18 protein-coding genes and 3 pseudogenes are annotated in these 17,647 nt (G+C 72.4%); 13 read left to right on the forward strand and 8 right to left on the reverse strand.

What is annotated here, in order from left to right; genetic code table 11:
* Positions 1 to 54: 54 nt before the first annotated feature.
* Both ACRAKI_RS04020 and ACRAKI_RS04025 read right to left on the reverse strand, forming a co-directional pair.
* A pseudogene (locus tag ACRAKI_RS04020) lies at positions 55 to 270 on the reverse strand (cytochrome ubiquinol oxidase subunit I); the annotation flags it as partial.
* 211 nt (positions 271 to 481) lie between these two features.
* Positions 482 to 1,065, reverse strand: a pseudogene (locus ACRAKI_RS04025) (cytochrome ubiquinol oxidase subunit I); the annotation flags it as partial.
* A gap of 74 nt (positions 1,066 to 1,139) precedes the next feature.
* Between ACRAKI_RS04025 and ACRAKI_RS04030 the strand changes: the two are divergent.
* From ACRAKI_RS04030 to ACRAKI_RS04050, 5 genes and pseudogenes are all read left to right on the forward strand, one after another.
* On the forward strand, positions 1,140 to 1,478 hold the full coding sequence (locus ACRAKI_RS04030; RefSeq protein WP_447005698.1) for a PadR family transcriptional regulator: 339 nt from the start codon (positions 1,140 to 1,142) through the stop codon (positions 1,476 to 1,478).
* A complete protein-coding gene (locus tag ACRAKI_RS04035; RefSeq protein ID WP_447005699.1) occupies positions 1,412 to 2,080 on the forward strand; it encodes a permease prefix domain 1-containing protein in 669 nt (222 codons plus the stop codon). The genes ACRAKI_RS04030 and ACRAKI_RS04035 overlap by 67 nt, the downstream gene beginning before the upstream one ends.
* Positions 2,077 to 2,373, forward strand: a pseudogene (locus tag ACRAKI_RS04040) (DivIVA domain-containing protein); the annotation flags it as partial. The gene ACRAKI_RS04035 and the pseudogene ACRAKI_RS04040, both read left to right, overlap by 4 nt.
* A 109-nt stretch (positions 2,374 to 2,482) precedes the next feature.
* Positions 2,483 to 2,896 (forward strand): SRPBCC family protein, encoded by a 414-nt coding sequence (locus ACRAKI_RS04045; RefSeq protein WP_447005700.1) that lies wholly within the window; start codon positions 2,483 to 2,485, stop codon positions 2,894 to 2,896.
* Complete coding sequence (locus ACRAKI_RS04050; protein ID WP_447005701.1) at positions 2,893 to 3,450, forward strand: DNA-3-methyladenine glycosylase I; 558 nt, start codon at positions 2,893 to 2,895, stop codon at positions 3,448 to 3,450. The genes ACRAKI_RS04045 and ACRAKI_RS04050 overlap by 4 nt, the downstream gene beginning before the upstream one ends.
* On the opposite strand, the gene ACRAKI_RS04055 is transcribed toward ACRAKI_RS04050, so the two are convergent.
* Both ACRAKI_RS04055 and ACRAKI_RS04060 read right to left on the reverse strand, forming a co-directional pair.
* The gene (locus tag ACRAKI_RS04055) at positions 3,437 to 4,216 is read right to left on the reverse strand and encodes an enoyl-CoA hydratase-related protein (protein WP_447005702.1); all 780 of its coding nucleotides are present in this window, start codon (positions 4,214 to 4,216) and stop codon (positions 3,437 to 3,439) included. The two genes, ACRAKI_RS04050 and ACRAKI_RS04055, sit on opposite strands and share 14 nt — an antisense overlap.
* A gap of 31 nt (positions 4,217 to 4,247) precedes the next feature.
* Positions 4,248 to 5,027 carry a PaaX family transcriptional regulator gene (locus tag ACRAKI_RS04060; protein ID WP_447005703.1) on the reverse strand — a complete coding sequence of 260 codons (780 nt, stop codon included), beginning with the start codon at positions 5,025 to 5,027 and terminating at the stop codon, positions 4,248 to 4,250.
* 262 nt (positions 5,028 to 5,289) lie between these two features.
* On the opposite strand from ACRAKI_RS04060, the gene ACRAKI_RS04065 reads away from it, so the two are divergent.
* Both ACRAKI_RS04065 and ACRAKI_RS04070 read left to right on the forward strand, forming a co-directional pair.
* Positions 5,290 to 5,457, forward strand: coding sequence for a DUF3117 domain-containing protein (locus ACRAKI_RS04065; protein ID WP_012783412.1), 168 nt, complete (start codon positions 5,290 to 5,292; stop codon positions 5,455 to 5,457).
* Between the two features lie 204 nt (positions 5,458 to 5,661).
* Positions 5,662 to 7,113 (forward strand): leucyl aminopeptidase family protein, encoded by a 1,452-nt coding sequence (locus ACRAKI_RS04070; protein ID WP_447005704.1) that lies wholly within the window; start codon positions 5,662 to 5,664, stop codon positions 7,111 to 7,113.
* Between the two features lie 29 nt (positions 7,114 to 7,142).
* On the opposite strand, the gene ACRAKI_RS04075 is transcribed toward ACRAKI_RS04070, so the two are convergent.
* On the reverse strand, positions 7,143 to 7,892 hold the full coding sequence (locus ACRAKI_RS04075) for a DUF4386 domain-containing protein (protein ID WP_447005705.1): 750 nt from the start codon (positions 7,890 to 7,892) through the stop codon (positions 7,143 to 7,145).
* A gap of 127 nt (positions 7,893 to 8,019) precedes the next feature.
* Here ACRAKI_RS04075 and ACRAKI_RS04080 point away from each other — a divergent pair, with 127 nt between their 5' ends.
* Positions 8,020 to 8,730 (forward strand): TetR/AcrR family transcriptional regulator, encoded by a 711-nt coding sequence (locus ACRAKI_RS04080; RefSeq protein ID WP_447005706.1) that lies wholly within the window; start codon positions 8,020 to 8,022, stop codon positions 8,728 to 8,730.
* A gap of 162 nt (positions 8,731 to 8,892) precedes the next feature.
* Here the strand turns inward: ACRAKI_RS04080 and ACRAKI_RS04085 are convergent, their stop codons facing one another.
* Together ACRAKI_RS04085 and glgA are read right to left on the reverse strand one after the other, a co-directional pair.
* The gene (locus ACRAKI_RS04085; protein ID WP_447005707.1) at positions 8,893 to 10,251 is read right to left on the reverse strand and encodes a hypothetical protein; all 1,359 of its coding nucleotides are present in this window, start codon (positions 10,249 to 10,251) and stop codon (positions 8,893 to 8,895) included.
* A 95-nt stretch (positions 10,252 to 10,346) separates the two neighbouring features.
* Positions 10,347 to 11,504 carry a glycogen synthase gene (gene glgA, locus ACRAKI_RS04090; RefSeq protein WP_447005708.1) on the reverse strand — a complete coding sequence of 386 codons (1,158 nt, stop codon included), beginning with the start codon at positions 11,502 to 11,504 and terminating at the stop codon, positions 10,347 to 10,349.
* A gap of 103 nt (positions 11,505 to 11,607) precedes the next feature.
* Between glgA and glgC the strand changes: the two genes are divergently transcribed.
* Positions 11,608 to 12,822, forward strand: coding sequence for a glucose-1-phosphate adenylyltransferase (gene glgC, locus ACRAKI_RS04095; RefSeq protein WP_447005709.1), 1,215 nt, complete (start codon positions 11,608 to 11,610; stop codon positions 12,820 to 12,822).
* A gap of 581 nt (positions 12,823 to 13,403) precedes the next feature.
* Here glgC and ACRAKI_RS04100 read toward each other — a convergent pair.
* A complete protein-coding gene (locus ACRAKI_RS04100; protein ID WP_447005710.1) occupies positions 13,404 to 14,030 on the reverse strand; it encodes an O-methyltransferase in 627 nt (208 codons plus the stop codon).
* Between the two features lie 294 nt (positions 14,031 to 14,324).
* Between ACRAKI_RS04100 and sigE the strand changes: the two genes are divergently transcribed.
* From sigE to tatB, 4 genes are all read left to right on the forward strand, one after another.
* Positions 14,325 to 14,900 carry an RNA polymerase sigma factor SigE gene (sigE, locus tag ACRAKI_RS04105; RefSeq protein ID WP_447005711.1) on the forward strand — a complete coding sequence of 192 codons (576 nt, stop codon included), beginning with the start codon at positions 14,325 to 14,327 and terminating at the stop codon, positions 14,898 to 14,900.
* Positions 14,897 to 15,505 (forward strand): zf-HC2 domain-containing protein, encoded by a 609-nt coding sequence (locus tag ACRAKI_RS04110; RefSeq protein ID WP_447005712.1) that lies wholly within the window; start codon positions 14,897 to 14,899, stop codon positions 15,503 to 15,505. The genes sigE and ACRAKI_RS04110 overlap by 4 nt, the downstream gene beginning before the upstream one ends.
* A gap of 78 nt (positions 15,506 to 15,583) precedes the next feature.
* A complete protein-coding gene (locus ACRAKI_RS04115) occupies positions 15,584 to 17,110 on the forward strand; it encodes a S1C family serine protease (RefSeq protein WP_447005713.1) in 1,527 nt (508 codons plus the stop codon).
* A 48-nt stretch (positions 17,111 to 17,158) separates the two neighbouring features.
* The gene (gene tatB, locus ACRAKI_RS04120) at positions 17,159 to 17,533 is read left to right on the forward strand and encodes a Sec-independent protein translocase protein TatB (RefSeq protein ID WP_447005714.1); all 375 of its coding nucleotides are present in this window, start codon (positions 17,159 to 17,161) and stop codon (positions 17,531 to 17,533) included.
* Positions 17,534 to 17,647 lie beyond the last annotated feature (114 nt).

Genomic DNA, 17,647 nt, shown 5'->3' on the forward strand with positions numbered 1-17,647 from the left:
ACGTTGGCCCCGACGGTGGCCGGGCTCCTCGTCGGACGACACCGGTCCGCGCCGAACCAACCGGGCGATCAGCACCCAGTCGGCGACCGCCGGCACCGCGAACACGGCCGTGAACGCGACGAACGACACGAGCATCTGGTCCCGGCTCACGTGCGACACCGCGTCCGCGGTGGTCAGCAGCCCCTGCACCAGCCACGGCTGCCGCCCGACCTCGCGGAACAGCCACCCGCCGATCGCCGCGACGAACGGCAGCGGGATGCCGAGCACCATCAGGTACAGCGGAACGCAGCCGCACCACCCAGTCGCGGAACATCAGCGGCACGGTCGCCCAGCTCACGAGCAGCAGCACGAACCCGATCCGGATCATGAACCCGAGGCCCGCACCACGCCCAGCCGCAGCGACCGGCGGAAGAAAGGTGACCTCGGTGGTGCGCCGGATGAAGTGGTAGGCGCTGACCCCGGTCACGAACACGCCGCCCGCGGTCAGCGCGGCGAAGCACACGTGCAGGAACGCCGTCACGAACGTCGGGTTGGCGAGCAGCGCGGAGAAGTCGACCACCCGCAGCACGCCGTCCGGCAGCCGTGCCCGACCGGGTTCTGCAGGAACGCGTTCGCCATCATGATCCAGAACGCGGACGCGAACGCGGTCAGCGCCACCAGCCAGATCAACGCCAGGTGCACCCACTTGTGCAACCGGTCCCAGCCGAAGATCCGCAGGCCGAGGAACGTCGACCCCAGGAAGAACGCCACCGGCGTCTCCATCGCCGGCGGCGCGCCGAACACGTCGCCCGCGTAGGTCGACAGGCCCGACCAGTTCAACCCGAACTGGAACTCCATGACGATGCCGAGCGCGATGCCGAGCGCGTGGTTGACCACGTGGAGCGGGCCCCAGAAGCGCGTCATCCGCGCGTGCACCGGGTCGGCGGACAGCGCGGCCCGGGTCTGCGTCACCGCGGCCACCGTCACCAGTCCGAGCGTGAGCAGCACGAACAGGAAGTGGAACGAGGTGGTGGTGGCGAACTGGAGCCGGGCCAGTCCCAGAGCATCCATAGGTAGGGACCGCATATGTAGGAAGACAACGCAACATCGGGGATGTCCCCGATGTCGACCCCGGTCCGGAATCCGTAGAGTCACCGACCATGAAGTCCGACGCGCTGCGAGGCCACCTCGACGGGCTCCTGCTGGCCACGCTCGACGGCGGCCGGCTGCACGGCTACGCCATCATCGAGGCGTTGCAGCGGCGCAGCGGCGGCGCGCTCGACCTGCCCACCGGCACCGTCTACCCGGCCCTGCGCCGACTGGAGACGGCCGGCCTGGCCGCCAGCGAGTGGAGCACCGTGGGCGGGCGGCAGCGCCGCACCTACCGACTCACCCAGGCCGGTCAGCGCGCGCTGACCGCCGAGCGCACCGCGTGGCGCGAGTTCACCACCGCGATCGAAGGCGTGCTGGGAGGTGGACCGCGGCCGGCGCAGGCCTGATAGACGACTATTGCGTCACCGCGCTGGACCGGCGGCTGCGCGGCCCGGAGCACGTGAAGGACGACCTGCTCGCCGAAGCGCGGGACAGCCTCCACGACGCCGCCGCGGCGCACCGGGACGGCGGGCTCGCCGAGGACGCCGCGCAACGCCGCGCCGTCGCCGGGTTCGGGGCGGTCAGCGCGATCGCCCGCGAGTACCGGGGCGTGCTCGGCCTGGCGCACGGCACGCGCACGCTCCGGGCGGTGATGCTGGTCGTCCCGCTCATCCACGTCATGTGGGAGCTGAACCGCAGGTTCTGGATCGGCGCCTGGAACGACTTCGACGCCCCGCCGCCCGACTGGTACCTGGTGATCGCCCGCCTCAACGACACGTCGGCGTGGGTCGTGGCCGGTGTGGCGGTGCTCGCGCTGCTCGTGGGCCGACTGCTGGCCCGCACGGCGCTCAGCACGGTGACCCTGGCCAGGCTCGCGGGCGCGGTCGCCGCCGGTGGCCGTCGCGACCGCCGTGTCGTTCGCCGTGGTGCTCCGGCTGGCCGTACTCGCACGTCGGTGTGTGGTGTTCTCGTCGGTGTGACCCGCGGATGTGTCACGATCGTGTCGTGACCTCAGCGCTCATCTACATAGTCGTCATGGCACTCGTGGCGGCCGTGGTGTTCCTGCTGGCCGCGCTGGTGTTCGGGCGCGGCGAGGAACTGGCCCCGCTGCCGCCCGGCGCGTCGCCGACCCGGCTCCCGGCCGAGGACGTGACCCCCGGCGACGTGCGCGACCTGAAGTTCCAGCAGGTCCTGCGCGGTTACAAGATGACCGAGGTGGACTGGGTGCTCGACCGCCTGGCCGGCGAGGTCGAGCGGCTGCGCGGCCGGATCGACGAGCTGGAGGCCGAGCTGGGGACGGGTCGGCAGGGGGGACCCGAACCCGACGGGGAACCCGAACCCGACGGGAGGCCCGGACCCGAGGTCGCGCGGGAGCGCGAACTCGACCGGGAACTCGACCGGGAGCCCGAGCGTGACCCGGCTTGACCTGCGCGTCGAGGTCGAGGCGCCGGCCGCGACCACGTGGGCGGCGCTCACCGACTGGCCGCGGCAGAGCGAGTGGATCTTCGGCACCACCGTCCGCGTGACGAGCGGTGACGGCGCGAGCGAGGGCAGTGAGCTGGAGGCGTTCACGGGGTTCCGCCCGCTCGGCTTCACCGACACCATGCGCATCACCGCGTGGGAGCCGCCCGTGCGCTGCGCCGTCGCGCACACCGGCCGGCTCGTGCGCGGGACCGGCGAGTTCGTCGTCGTCCCCCGCGGTGACGCGCGCAGCGAGCTGGTGTGGTCCGAGGACATCCCCCTGCCGCTCAACCTGGCCTTCGCGCCCGGCGTGATGTGGTCCCTGCGCCGGTTCGCCGCCTTCGCCCGGGAGTACCCCGCATGACCGACCCCGTCCGCTGCCCCTGGGGCGCGAGCACGCCCGACTACGTCGACTACCACGACACGGAGTGGGGCGTCGAGCTGCACGGCGAGACGGCCATGTTCGAACGCATGTCGCTCGAATCGTTCCAGTCCGGCCTGTCCTGGATCACGATCCTGCGCAAGCGGGAGAACTTCCGGACCGCGTTCGCGGGCTTCGTGCCGGAGGTGGTGGCCGAGTTCGGGTCGGACGACTTCGACCGGCTGATGGCCGACGCGGGCATCGTCCGCAACCGGGCCAAGATCAACGCGACGATCAACAACGCGCGCGCCGTCGCCAAGCTCGACGTGCCGCTGGACGACCTGCTGTGGTCGTTCGCGCCCGAGCAGCACGAACGGCCCGCCACCGCCGCCGACGTGCCCGCCGTCACGCCCGAGTCGAAGGCGATGGCCAAGGAGCTGAAGCGCCGCGGCTTCGTGTTCCTCGGCCCCACCACCTGCTACGCGTTGATGCAGGCCACGGGCATGGTCGACGACCACATCGCGACCTGCTTCCGCGCCGCGGCTACCGCCCCGTGAACTTCGGCTTCCGCTTCGCCACGAACGCGGCGACCGCCTCCCGGTGGTCCACCGTGGCGCCCGCCTCGGCCTGCGTGCGGGCCTCGACCTCCAGCGCGGCGTCCAGCGCGCCGGAGAACGCCATCGCCTCCTTGATCTTGGCGTAGGCGGTGGTCGGCCCGGCGGCCAGCTTCCGGGCCAGCGCCTGCGCCGTGGACAGCACCTCGCCGTCCGGCACGACCTGGCCCACCAACCCGATCCGCAACGCCTCCTCCGCGCCCACCGGCTGCGCGAGCAGCATCATCTCCATCGCCCGGCCGTGCCCGATCAGCCTCGGCAGCGTCCACGACGCGCCCGAGTCGGCGGTCAGGCCCACGTTCGCGAACGCCATCAGGAACTTCGCGCCCTCGCCGGCGACCCGCAGGTCGCTCGCGAACGCCAGCGACGCCCCCGCGCCCGCCGCCATGCCGTTCACCGCCGCGATGACCGGCTTCGGCATGGCCACGATCGCCTTGATCAGCGGGTTGTAGTGCTTCTCCACCGTGTGCAGCGGCGCCGGGTCGCCCGCCTCCAGCAGCGCGGTGTGCTCCTTCAGGTCCTGACCCGCGCAGAACGCCTTCCCGGCGCCGGTGATGACGACCGCGCGCACCGAGTCGTCCGCGGCGGTCTTGACCACGGCCTCCAGGAACCGCTCCTTCAGCGCCACCGTGAACGAGTTGAACGACTCGGGCCGGTTGAGCGTGAAGGTGCGAACGCCGTCAGCGTCGTCGATGAGGAGTTCGGACACGTGGGGACCTCCGGTCAGTCGTTTCACCCGGTCAGTGCTGGGCAAGGCTGTCGTCGACGAACTTGGCCACCGCGGGAGCGAGGCGGTTGGTGTGCCGGTCGAAGAACGCCGCCGCGTCCGTGCCCGGCCAGTCGGCGGGCAGCAGCTCACGCGGCAGGCCCGGATCGCGGAACAGGAACTTGCGCCAGGCGTGCAGGAACCGCTGCGAGGCCGCGAACGCCTCCGCCGGCGACGTACCGTCCACAGCGGACACCACGGGCTCCCACTCGGCCACGAACCGGGAGTAGTCGCGGCCCAGCGTCGCCAGGTCCCAGGCGCGGGCCGCCAGCTCCGTCGGGTCGCCCTCGTGCTCGCCGTGGAACGTGCTCGCCCGCACGCCCTCGCCGGCCAGCACGTCCGCCAGCTCGGGGGAGGGGCGCGGCGCGATCCACGTCACCGGGCCGAGCGCGCCGTAGCCGAGCAGTTGCAGCGAGGAAGCGAGCCGGTCCCTGGCCTCCCGGGCGGGCAGCTCCTCCAGCACCACGACGTGCCAGCGACCGTCCCAGGTGGACGGCCGGGTGCGGTAGATGCGGGCTGCCGCCTCGTCCAGCCGCCTTTCCGCGCGAGGTGTCATCGCGTAGCCGGGACCGTCCGGCAGGCGGACGGGTTCGAGCCAGCCCTGCCGCACCGTGCGCGACACGGCGGTGCGCACGGCGGGCGCGGCGAAGTCCAGCGGCTCCAGCAACCGGACGAGCGCGGCGATCGTCGCGGCGCCACCCCGCTCGCGGAGGTGGCCGCCGTAGACGTCGAAGAGCGCGGAACGGGCTCGCACGAGAGCCGAGTCTGTCAGGGCGACCCCGCGACACGCCACAAAGCGGCAGAGGGTCACGACCGGGTGACGGTCGGCGGCGGGTCCGGAAGTCGTTGGGACACGGTGATCCTGGCGGTGCTCCGCGGCTTCCTGAAGATCGCCAACTAGGCCCGGGAGGGCTGGAAAGATCGGTTCGGTTTCGCTGCCGAGTCCGCATAGGGGAGAATGGGTCGCGTATCCGGCCCTGGTCGGACGGGGAAGATGTTGACGGAGGGAGCACGCGATGGCGGCCATGAAGCCCCGGACCGGCGACGGTCCCCTCGAGGTGACCAAGGAGGGGCGTGGCATCGTGATGCGCGTTCCGCTCGAGGGTGGTGGGCGCCTCGTCGTCGAGATGTCGGCGGATGAGGCCAACGCCCTGGGCGATGCCCTCAAGGCAGCCGCCGGCTGACCAGCCGGACCGAGAAAGCGTCGAGGCCCCGGTTTCCACTGTGGAACCGGGGCATCGCTACGTCCCGACGCGCCCGGCCGGCCGGTCTCCGGCGGACCCGATTCGACGCCCTGTTCTTAACCGGGCTTAACACCCGTTCAGCGGCCCTTTTCCCACTTTTCCGATCGAATTTTCCGCCCCTGTCCGGCCCTTCGGAGGTCTTCCGTGCGAGCACCCCTGCCCACCCCGCTGGTCACCGTCGAGGTGGCCGACACCCTCCGGCGAGGTGTGCCCGCGGTGCTCGTGGCCTTCCCCGGTGACCCGGTGCGGCTGGGGCCGGGCGCGGAGGACCTGGACGTCGCCGACGTGAGCGGCAAGGCGGGGGCGACGTCCAAGCAGGGGCGGACGTGGGTCGTCGGGGTCGGGGACGGTGAACCCGGTGACTGGCGCAAGGCCGGGGCGTCGCTGGTGCGGGCGTTGCACGCGGACGCGGAGAAGTCCGGGACGACGTTCGACGTGCGGTTGCCGGCGGACGTGACGGCGGCGGCGGTGTCGGCGTTCACGCTGGGTGCGGCGGTGGGCGGGTACCGGTTCAAGGTGACCGGGGAGGAACCGCCCCAGCGGGTGAAGTCGTTGCGGCTGGTGGCCGGGGACCAGGCGTTCGCTGAGGTCGTGCGGAAGGCGAACACGCTGGCCGCGGCGACGTCGTTCAGCCGTGACCTGGCGAACATGCCGTCGAACGTGAAGGACCCGTCCTGGCTGGCCGCGGCGGCGGTCAAGGCTGGGCGGGCGGTGCCGGGCCTCCAGGTCGACGTCCGGGACGAGGAGTGGCTGACCGGGCACGGGTTCGGCGGGGTGCTCGCGGTGGGCGGCGGCTCGTCCCGGCCCCCGAGGTTCATCGAGCTGACGTGGCCGGGCACCGGCGCCGGACAGCCCCACCTGGTGCTGGTGGGCAAGGGCATCACGTTCGACACCGGTGGTATCTCGATCAAACCGGCCGACGGCATGCACCTGATGCGCACGGACATGTCCGGTGGTGCCGCGGTGATCGCCGCCCTGATCGGCATCGCCAAGCAGAGCCTGCCCGTCCGGGTGACGGGCCTCGTGCCCGCCGCCGAGAACCACGTGTCCGGCTCGGCCTACCGGCCGGGTGACGTGATCACCCACTACGGTGGGACCACCACCGAGGTGACGAACACGGACGCCGAAGGCCGGCTGGTCCTGGCCGACGCCCTCGCCTACGCCGTGCGCAACCTGGCGCCGGACGTCCTGGTGGACGTGGCGACCCTGACCGGTGCGATGAAGGTGGCCCTGGGTCTGCGCACCGGTGGCCTCTTCGCCACCGATGACGACCTGGCGACCCGCGTGGCCCAGGCCGGTGCCGAGGTGGGCGAGCGCTGGTGGCGCATGCCGCTGCTGGAGGACTCGGCGGAGGACGTGCGGAGCACCATCGCCGACGTGCGGCAGTGCCCGCCGGGTCCGGGCGGCATCACGGCCGCGCTGTTCCTGCGCGAGTTCACCGGCACCGTGCCGTGGGCGCACCTCGACATCGCCGGCCCGGCGCGGGCCGACAAGGTGTACGACGAGGTGGTGGCAGGGGCGACGGGCTTCGCCGCCCGAACCCTGATCGAACTGGCCGAGACCTACGGCCGGACCCCGGCGAGCACGATCGGGTGATCATGGCCGGGAAATGTACGGAAACACCGTTACCGTCCCTCGGTTGAATCGAGGAACCCAACCCGCCGACCACCACCGCTCCCACCGCCGTTCCCGGCGCCGCTCTCGGCACTGCTCCCGACACCGTTCGCGGGACTGCTCCCGACACCGTTCCCGGCCACCGGGAACCCCTTGGCGATGAGCAGGACGCCCAGGGCGATCTCGAAGAGCCCGCCGGGAACGGACAGCGCCACGCCCACCCCGTACCCGAGGACTTCGAGGACGGCCCCCAGCAGGAAGACGGCGTACCCGACCAGCCCCCAGGCCGCCATGAACCGCGGCACCAGCCGCGCCCGGAACAGGACCCGGCAGAACACCACGCCGACGACACCCACGGACATCATCGCGACCTGGTAGCTGTAGTGGTTGCCGGCCACCGCGACCCGCGCCACCGCGGCCAGGGCGGACCCGGCGTCGGCGTCCGCGCCGGCGTGCTCCCGGGCGAGCGGCACCAGGAGCAGCAGGAAGACGACCCCCACGGCCAGCAGGGCCGCTTCGACCACCCGGCCGATCAGGTACGCGTGCGCCGAGATCTCGCCGTGCGGCCTCAGCACCGGCAGCGCCAGCACGCCGATGCCGGCGACGACGGCCGAGTTCACCAGCATCAACAGCGCCCCCACCGCCAGTCGCGCCGGATCGTCCGCGACGCCGGCCAGTACGTCGCCGCCCGTCGACCCCGCGCCGACCAGGGCGCCGCCCCCGGCGTACACGACGAACGCCAGCAGGAACAAAGTTCCCATGGTCCGCCCGACAGTTCTTGATGACATGGGTCTTCCCCTCACCGCGGGCGATCGGGCCCGTTCCCGTACTAAGTACGGCGCACGGTAACGTACTAAGTACGACCGTGCCACCACTGGAGGAGTCCGCATGCCCCGGAACGTCGGTGACCGCAGCCGGGACCGCACGGCGCTGAGTCGGGACCGCGTCCTGCGCGCCGCCGTCGCGATCGCCGACGCCGGCGGGCTCGGGTCGTTGACGATGCGCTCGCTCGCCGCCGAACTCGGCGTCAAGCCGATGTCGCTCTACCACCACGTGGCCAACAAGGACGAGATCCTGGACGGGATCGTCGACCTCGTCTTCAGCCGGATCGAGCTGCCCTCACCGGGCGGCGACTGGCGCCGGGAGATGCACCGGCGTGCGGCCTCGGCCCGCCGGGTGATCGGCAGCCACCCCTGGGCGATCGGACTGCTGGAGTCGCGGACCACCCCCGGTCCCGCGACGCTGCGGCACCACGACGCGACGATCGGCACCCTGCGCCGGGCCGGTTTCTCGGTCGCGATGACCGCGCACGCCTACGCCCTGCTCGACAGCTACGTGTACGGGTTCGTCGTCCAAGAGGCCTCGCTGCCCTTCCAAGGCCCGGACACCGCCGCCGAAGTCACCGAGAACATCGCCCGGCAGCTCTCCGCGGACGAGTACCCGTACCTGCTGGAGATGGCGACCGAGCACGTCCTCCAACCCGGCAACGACTTCGCCGACGAGTTCGAGTACGGCCTCGGCGTGATCCTCGACGCCCTCGCCGGGTGGATCTCCGAGGACGGGTCGCCGACCGGACCTCGTCACCCGCCCAGCGCGTGATCGCGGAACGCGCGGACGGCGAGCGGGGAAGGGGTGCCGGCGAGCCCGGGGCGATCTTCCGCGCGGCGAGGGCGAGCGTGAAGCCCGCCGCGGCGCACGGGTCCGGGTGCTGCGTCGGCAGCCGTCGTCGCCGCCGGCCGGGTGCGCCGGGCGGAGCAGGGGTCAGAAGTCGAGGGGTACCTCCACGCCGCCCCCACCGGTGACCGCGACCGTGCCGAGCTGCGGCAACGTCACCGTCCCCGACGTCACCGAGAACGTCACCGACCGCACGTCCTCCGGCACCTCGTAGACACCGGCCACGGGGAACGTCTCACCGCCGTACCGCGCGCCGACCTGCCGCGCCGCCGTCCCGTCGGGCAGCACCACGGACAGCAGACCGGCCGTCTGCCACGACCCGACCACGGCCGGCACCCCGTGCCCCACGAACCGCAGCTCCAGCAACGCCGTCCCAGGACCGGCCGTGGCCAACTCGTACTGCCCGTCGGACCACACCGGCCGCTGCCGCCCCAACCGCGCCCGGACGACCTCCACCGACCCGACCGGCTCGGGCGCACCGACCGACACGGGCGCCGACACCGACATCGCCTCCGGCCCGGGGCCACGCCGCAGCACCGCCGGCGCCTCACCGAACACCTGCCCGGAGGGCACCGCCACCCGCTGTTCCAGCGACTTCGCGCCCACGGTGTTGAGCACCAGCGCCTCCGGCCCACCCGCGACCGGCACGGTGTAGACGATCAGCACCGTCCCGTCGTCCGGCAGCCGGTCCGCGGGCAACGGGTGCCGCCGCCCCGGCACGTCGAGCGCCGGCTCCGGCGGCTGGGGCAGCCAGCGGTGCCACGGCGTCTGCAGGAACGCCGAGTCGACCTCGCCGTGCCGCAGCACCCGCAGCCGCAGCACCCGCAACTCCACCCCGTGCTCGGCCCGCAGATCACCTTCGGGGGTCGGCCACACCGCCGGCGACGAGTACCCCGTCACGTGGAGTTCGAGCTGGTCGTCCCGGACCGTCGCGGACGCCGGGTCGAGCGCCTGGCCCTCGTCGGGCAGCACGGCCAGGAAGTCGGGCCCGGCCTTGCCGACGCCCTGGTCGGCCGACGCCTCACGCCCGTCGGTGCGCACCAGCTTCCCCACCGGCGTGCTCCGGTTGCCCTGCGTCGGGACCTGGGGCGGCTGGACCTCCAGCCGCACCCCGGACCCGGTCCGCTCGACCTCCTTCAACGGCACCGGCACCCAGTCGGTGGCGGCGGCCGTGCCCGGCACCTGCACGGGACCGCACCACAACCGGGTGTCGACCTCGAACGCCGCCCCCGTCCGGGCGAACCAGCAGCTCACCGGGTCCGTGCCCATCCGGGCCACGTACCCGAACGACAGTGTGTAACTCAGCTCGGCCTCGGCCTGCGCCTGCAGGGCCGGCGCGTCCAACACCGCCCTGCCGTCCATGGTCAAACCGACCTGCTCGGCGCTGAACGCGGGCGTCGCGCACCCACCGGTCACCAACGCGAGCAGGAGCACCAGCCACCGCATGAAGTCCCCCAGTAGTTGCTCCTACTGGTTACATGCCGCTGCCGTCCCGTGGGGTTGCCGGTATTTGATGTGATGGGTATCACAGTGAGGGAAGATCACAGTCCCAGGGCCGCCCGGTAGACGGCGACCGTCTGATCGGCCACCGTCGCCCACGAGAACTCCTCCACCGCCCGCTCCCGACCGGCCGCGCCGAACGCCGCCGCCCGCTCCGGGGAGCCCAGCACCTCGTTCACGGCGTCCGCCAGGCCCGCCCGGTACGCCTCCACGTCCCTCTCGTCGTAGTGCACGAGCAGCCCCGTCCGCCCGTGGTCCACGACCTCCGGGATGCCGCCGACGTCGGACGCCACCACGGCCGTCCCGCACGCCATCGCCTCCAGGTTCACGATCCCCAGCGGCTCGTACACCGACGGGCACACGAACACCGTCGAACGGCTCAGGATCTGCCGCACCTCGGCCGGCTGGAGCATCTCCCGGATCCAGAACACCCCCGGCCTCGCCGCCGCCAGCTCAGCCACCGCGAGCCGCGTCTCCTCCGCGATCTCCGGCGTGTCCGGCGCGCCCGCGCACAGCACGATCTGAGCGTCCGGCGAGATCCGGTGCGCGGCGGCGACCAGGTGCCCGACGCCCTTCTGCCTGGTGATCCGCCCCACGAACGTCACGATCGGCCGTTCCGGGTCGATACCGTGCCTGACCAGCGCGTCCGTTTCGGAAACGGGGTGGTAGGCCGTCGTGTCGATCCCGTTCTTCACCACGTGGACGCGCGCCGGGTCCAACGCCGGGTAGCAGTCCAGCACGTCGGCCCGCATGCCCTCGCTCACCGCGATCACCGCGTCCGCCGCCTCGTACGCGGTCCGCTCCACCCACGACGAGATCCGGTAGCCGCCGCCCAGCTGCTCGGCCTTCCACGGCCGGCGCGGCTCCAGCGAGTGCGCGGTCACCACGTGCGGGATGCCGTGCAGCAGCTTGGCCAGGTGGCCGGCCATGTTGGCGTACCAGGTGTGCGAGTGCGCGAGCTGCACCCCACCCAGCGCGGCGGCCATCTCCAAATCCACCGACAGGGTCGCCAACGCGGCGTTCGCCTGCTCCAGCCCGTGCGCCGGGTTGTGCGCCGTGGCGTCCGCGCGCGGCCCGCCGAAGGCGTGCACGTCCACGTCGACCAGTTCGCGCAGCCTCGGCACCAGGAAACCGACGTGCACCCCCGCCCCGCCGTAGACCTCCGGCGGGTACTCCCGTGTCAGCAGTCCAATTCGCACGCCGCTCACCGTAACCCCGGCACGGGGGCAGCCGGGTGAACGAGGGGAGTTCGTCTTACTTCGCCGTTGGTGGGCCGGTGCTCACCCGGTTAGGGTCGTTGCTGTGAAAGGGCAACCGCATGTTCTAGGAATTGTGCTCGCCGGTGGCGAGGGCAAACGGTTGTGGCCGTTGACCGCCGACCGGGCAAAGCCGGCGGTGCCCTTCGGCGGTAACTACCGGTTGGTGGACTTCGTGCTGTCCAACCTGGTGAACGCGGGTTTCGTGAAGCTCTGCGTGCTCACCCAGTACAAATCCCATTCCCTGGACCGGCACATCTCGACCACGTGGCGGCTGTCCAATGTGCTCGGCCAGTACGTCACGCCGGTGCCGGCGCAGCAGCGGCTCGGGCCGCGCTGGTACACCGGCAGCGCGGACGCGATCTTCCAGTCGTTGAACCTGGTCAACGACGAGCGGCCGGAGCACGTGATCGTCTTCGGCGCGGACCACGTCTACCGGATGGACCCGGGTCAGATGGTGGACCAGCACGTCCGGACCGGCGCGGGCGTGACCGTCGCGGGCATCCGGGTGCCGCGCGCCGAGGCCAAGGCGTTCGGGTGCATCGACTCGGACGAGTCCGGGCTGATCACCAGGTTCCTGGAGAAGCCGTCGGAGCCGCCGCACGTGCCGGGCGACCCGGAGGTCACGTTCGCGTCGATGGGCAACTACGTGTTCACCACGGAGGCGCTGCTGGAGGCGTTGCGGGCGGACGCGGCCAACCCCGACTCCGACCACGACATGGGCGGCGACATCATCCCGATGCTCGTCGGCCAGGGGCGCGCGCACGTCTACGACTTCGCCGACAACGAGGTGCCGGGCGAGAGCGACCGGGACCGGGGCTACTGGCGCGACGTGGGGACGATCGACGCGTACTACGAGGCGCACATGGACCTGGTGTCGGTGCGGCCGGTGTTCAACCTCTACAACCAGGCGTGGCCGATCCGGACGGCGACCCCGCCGCTGCCGCCGGCGAAGTTCATCGCGGGCGGCAGTGCGGAGGACTCGATGGTGGGGCCGGGGTCGATCATCTCCGGCACCGTCCACGGGTCGGTGATCAGTTCGGACGTGGTGGTGGAGGCCGGGTCGGTGGTGCAGGGCAGCGTGCTGCTGCCCGGGGTGCGGATCGGGCGCGGGGCGGTGGTGCGGCGGGCGATCCTGGACAAGAACGTGGTGGTGCCCGACGGGGCGCTGATCGGGGTGGACCCCCCGACCGACCGGCAGCGCTACACCGTGTCGTCCGGCGGCGTGACGGTGCTCGGGAAGGGCGTGACGGCCCACTGAGCCGGCGGCGCGGTGGTCTCTGCCCGTGTGGCGGGTCCGGCCGGGCCGGCCGGCGGTGGGTCCGGCGGGTGGGTCCGGCGGGGTGGGTCCGGCCGGGCAGTGGGACCTGCCGGGTCCGGCCCGGTGGGGCGGTCCGGTGGGGCGGTCCGGCGGGGCGACGGGTCCGGCCGGGTGGTCGGGCCTGGCCACGTGATCAGGCCCGGTGGGCCGGTGTGCTCCGCTGGGCGGGTGTGGCCGGCCTGGCGAGCCTTTCGTGGCGGTCCCGGACGGTCGGCGGGCGCGCCGGGCCGGGTTCCGCCGGCCCACGGCCGTCGAGTTGTCCACAACCGGCCGAGTTGTCCACAGTCGACCTCTGACCGCGCCGAATCGTCGGCCCCAGCCGGCAAGATCAAAGCAGGGGTCCCCTTGGCGAGGACCCCTGCGAAGCCGGTGCCGGGTTGCCGAGCGGTCCGCGTCGAGGGCGTCAGAACACGCATCCCGGTCCGGGCGTGTCGACCGACCCGGACGGTCGGGTCGGCGCAGTCGGCCCAGACGGCTCGTCCCGGACCGCTCATCCCGGACCGGTCAGGCCGGATGGGTGGTCAGCCGACCTTCGCGGCCACGAGCAGGCCGTCACCCAGGGGCAGGATCACGGGCACGAGCCGATCGTCGTCCCGCACCGCCCGCGCCACCTCCCGCATCGCCACGGTGTCCGGGTCCCGGTGCGCCGGGTCGACCACCCGCCCGTGCCACAGCACGTTGTCGAACGCGAGCACCCCGCCCGGCCGCAGCAGCCGCACGCCCTCTTCCAGGTACTTCGGGTACTCCGCCTTGGCCGCGTCCACGAACACCAGGTCGTACGCGCCGTCGGTCAGCCGGGGCAGCACCTCCAGCGCCCCGCCCATGATGAGACGGGTGCGCGACACCGCGATCCCGGCCTCCGCGAACGCCACCCGCGCCGCCCGCTGGTGCTCGGCCGCCACGTCGATCGACGTCAGCACCCCGGCCGCGGGCATGCCGCTGAGCAGGTACAACGCGCCGACACCGGCACCGGTGCCGATCTCCACCACGGCCTTGGCCTGCAGCGCCGCGGCGAGGAACCGCAACGCCGCCCCACCACCGGACCCGATCGGCACGCACCCCAACTCGACGCCACGAGCCCTGGCGGCCGTGACCACGGCGTCCTCGGGCAAGTAGCGCTCCACGTACTCGCGCGTCGGCGCATCCACAGCACGAAGGCTAACGCCGCCGGCGGCAATTCGGGTGAATCTCGGGGACGACCGGGATTCTCAGGCTGTTCTCAGCCGACTCTCACGATGGTTATAAGGGAACCCGTCAGGCTGGGGCCACGGCAGGACCGGCCGAGGCCGGCGAGACCCCAGGCGAGACGACAGGCAAGACCCCGAGGCAAGACCCGCAGGACCAAGGCAACACCCGCAGGACCAACGGGAACACGCAGGCCCGGCCGCGCGTTGAACCCGTGCAGCAGGGCAGCCAGCCCAGTGGAGGTGCTTAACCGCCCGATGCCAAAGCAGCCGACCGCCGCACTGACCGCGCCCATCGACGACGTGGAGTGGATCCCGCCTTCGTGGGATGAAGTCGTGCGCGAACACGCCGACCGGGTGTACCGGCTGGCCTACCGCCTCACCGGCAACCAGCACGACGCCGAGGACCTCACCCAGGAGACGTTCATCCGGGTGTTCCGGTCCCTCGCGTCGTACAAGCCCGGCACGTTCGAGGGCTGGCTGCACCGCATCACCACGAACCTGTTCCTCGACATGGCCCGCCGCCGCTCGCGCGTGCGCATGGAGGCCCTGCCGGAGGAGACCGACCGCATCCCGGGCGACGATCCCACCCCGGAAGAGATCTACGACGACACCCACCTCGACCCGGAGCTCCAGGCCGCGCTCGACGAGCTGCCGCCCGAGTTCCGCGCCGCCGTGGTGCTGTGTGACGTGGAAGGTCTCTCGTACGAGGAGATCGGCGCCACCCTCGGCGTCAAACTCGGTACCGTGAGAAGCAGGATCCACCGGGGCCGCCAGGCCCTGCGGGTCGCACTCGAACGCCGTCGGGGTCTGGCCCAGGAGGACTCTGCATGACCGACCTGCGAGGTTGGCAACTGCCCGAGCAGCACCTGCTGCCCGACGCGGTCGTCGCCTTCGTCGACGGCGAGCTGTCCGCCTCGGCGCACTCACGGGCGTCCGCGCACTTGGCGCGGTGCCCGTTCTGCGCCGCCGAGGCGTACTCGCAGCAGCAGGCACGTTCCGCGGTGCGCGCGGCCGACGCGCCGTGCGCCCCCGCCGGCCTGCTGGCCAGGCTGGGCGCGATCCCGCAGGAAGTGGAGCTGCCCAGCGCGCCCGACGGCCTCGCGGTCACCGAGGACGGCCAGCTCGTCACCGTGCAGCGGCCCGACCGGGTCGCGTTCGGCGGCGGTCCCGTGCTGGGGCAGAGCCGCCCTTTCGGAACAGGCGGCGGAAGCCGCTTCGGAGGTAGGCGGGCCCGCCACGGCGCGGGTGTCGTCGTCTCCGGTCTCATGCTCGGCGCCCTCGCGCTCGTCGCACCGGGCAGCGAGGACACCGCGCCGCCGCCCGCCCAGGGCAACACCCCGCAGCCGACGCCCGCCGTCGCGCCGTCGCTGGCGAGCACCAGCCACCAGCAGATGGGTGTGCTGCGCCCCGTGGCGGACACCGGCCTCGGCCGCTGACACCCGCTGACGGCGACTTCACCGGTCACCAGGCACGATTGACCCCGGACAACATGGTGTGACGACGTGCGGGGAGCGATGGGCGAGCCAGAGCAGGGCAACGGGATCCCGCGGTCGGGCATTGACGACGGGGCGCACCGCAGGCTCGCACCCCGCCCGCTCACCCGCCCGCCGGTCGACCCCGGCCAGACGGCCGTGTTCGGTCGGCCGCAGGGCGTTGCGGGCGCGTTCTCCGCCGACCGGCCGAGCCTCGACGGCAACGGCTCCGTCCAGTTCGCCCCGCCGCCGCCGGAAGCGCTGTCGACGGCGTTCGGCCGGCCACAGGGCGACCCGGACACCCGCCTGCAGCGCCCGCCGGTCGACCTCGACGACGAGCCCGAGGCGGAGCCCGTCTTCTGGGAGGGCAAACCGGCGGGTGACGCGTGGCGCGACCCGGGCGCGTCGGCCGTCATCGGCCCGCCCGCCGTCACCGAGCAGCCCGACACCGGCCCCAAGGCCGAGCCGCCGCCGGGCCCGCAGCTCAGCATCCCCGAACTGCTGTTCGGCCGGCGCGTCAAGCCGATGGCCCTCGTCCTGCTGATGGTGACCGCGCTGCTCATCGGCACGGGCGGCGGTGTGGTCGGCTGGCTGCTGGGCCGCGTCGGCAACCCGCTCACCGACGGCGGCGTCACGCTCGCCGAGGTCAAGCCCGGCAAGGAACGCCCGGTCGGCTCGGTCGCCGAGATCGCCCAGCGGGTCACGCCCAGCGTCGTGTCGATCGAGTTCAAGGGCTCGAACGTGGCCGGCGTCGGCTCCGGCGTGGTGATCGACGGCGAGGGCTACGTGCTGACCAACGACCACGTGGTGGCGCCCGCCGTGCAGGACACGTCCGCGAAGCTGACCGTCGTCTTCACCGATGGCAAGCGGGCCGTGGCGCAGGTCGTCGGCCGTGACTCGAAGACGGACCTCGCGGTGATCAAGGTCGAGGTGGACAACCCGACCGTGCTGCAGTTCGGCGACTCGGACGCGCTCGCCGTGGGCGACACGGTGCTGGCCATCGGCTCGCCGCTGTCCCTGTCGAACACCGTGACCGAGGGCATCGTCAGCGCCCTGCACCGCCCCGTGACGGCGGCGGGCGACAACGGTGGCCCGCAGATCACCTACGACGCCATCCAGACCGACGCGGCCATCAACCCCGGCAACTCGGGCGGCGCGCTGGTCGACTCGTCCGGCGCGCTGGTGGGCATCAACTCGTCGATCCGGACGGAGACGGGCGGCTCGGTCGGCCTGGGCTTCGCGATCTCCGGCAACTACGCGCGCAAGGTGTCGCAGGCGCTGATCCGCGACGGCGAGGTCAAGCACGCCGACATGAACGTCAACGTGCGGTCGGCCTCGGCGGAGACGGCGGAGGGCGCGCAGGTGCAGAACGTCCCCGAGGGCGGCGCGGCCGACGCGGCCGGCATCGAGGAGGGCGACGTGATCACCCGCGTCGGCGACCGGATGGTGCGCAACGCCGCGGAGCTGACGGTCGCCGTGAGGAACCACGAAATCGGCGAGACGGTGCCGGTCGTGCTGGCCAGGCAGGGCCGGGAGCTGACCGTGCAGGTCACCCTGAGGTCCGACTGACGGCTACGCTGGCAGCCAGGGCCAGGTCGCGGAAGGTGGGGCACGCGGGTGTTCGACAGCATCGGTTGGGTTGAAATCCTCCTCATCATCGTGGCGGGCCTGTTCATCCTGGGTCCGGAGCGACTGCCGGCGGCGGCCGGTTGGGTCGGCAAGACCGTCCGCCAGGTCCGCGACTACGCGACCGGCGCGCGCGAGCAGTTGAAGCAGGAGATGGGCCCGGAGTTCGAGCAGCTGCGCAAGCCGCTGGAGGACCTGCGGGAACTGCGCAACTTCGACCCGAAGCGCGCCATCACCAAGCACCTGTGGGACGACAGCCCGGCGGACAAGCCGAACGGCCACCCGGTGACGCCCCAGCCGACCGTGGACCGCGAACGCCCGTTGCAGCAGGGTGAGCGCCCGCCGTTCGACCCTGACGCGACCTGACGCGACCTGACGCGCCGAAGGCGCCTGAAGGTGACCCCGCCTCGCGCGCAGCCGGGCATCCCGGTTGACGCAACCAACTGGTTTCCATATTATGGCAACTGATTGGTTGCTACT

It is taken from the genome of Saccharothrix isguenensis (genome assembly GCF_052936305.1).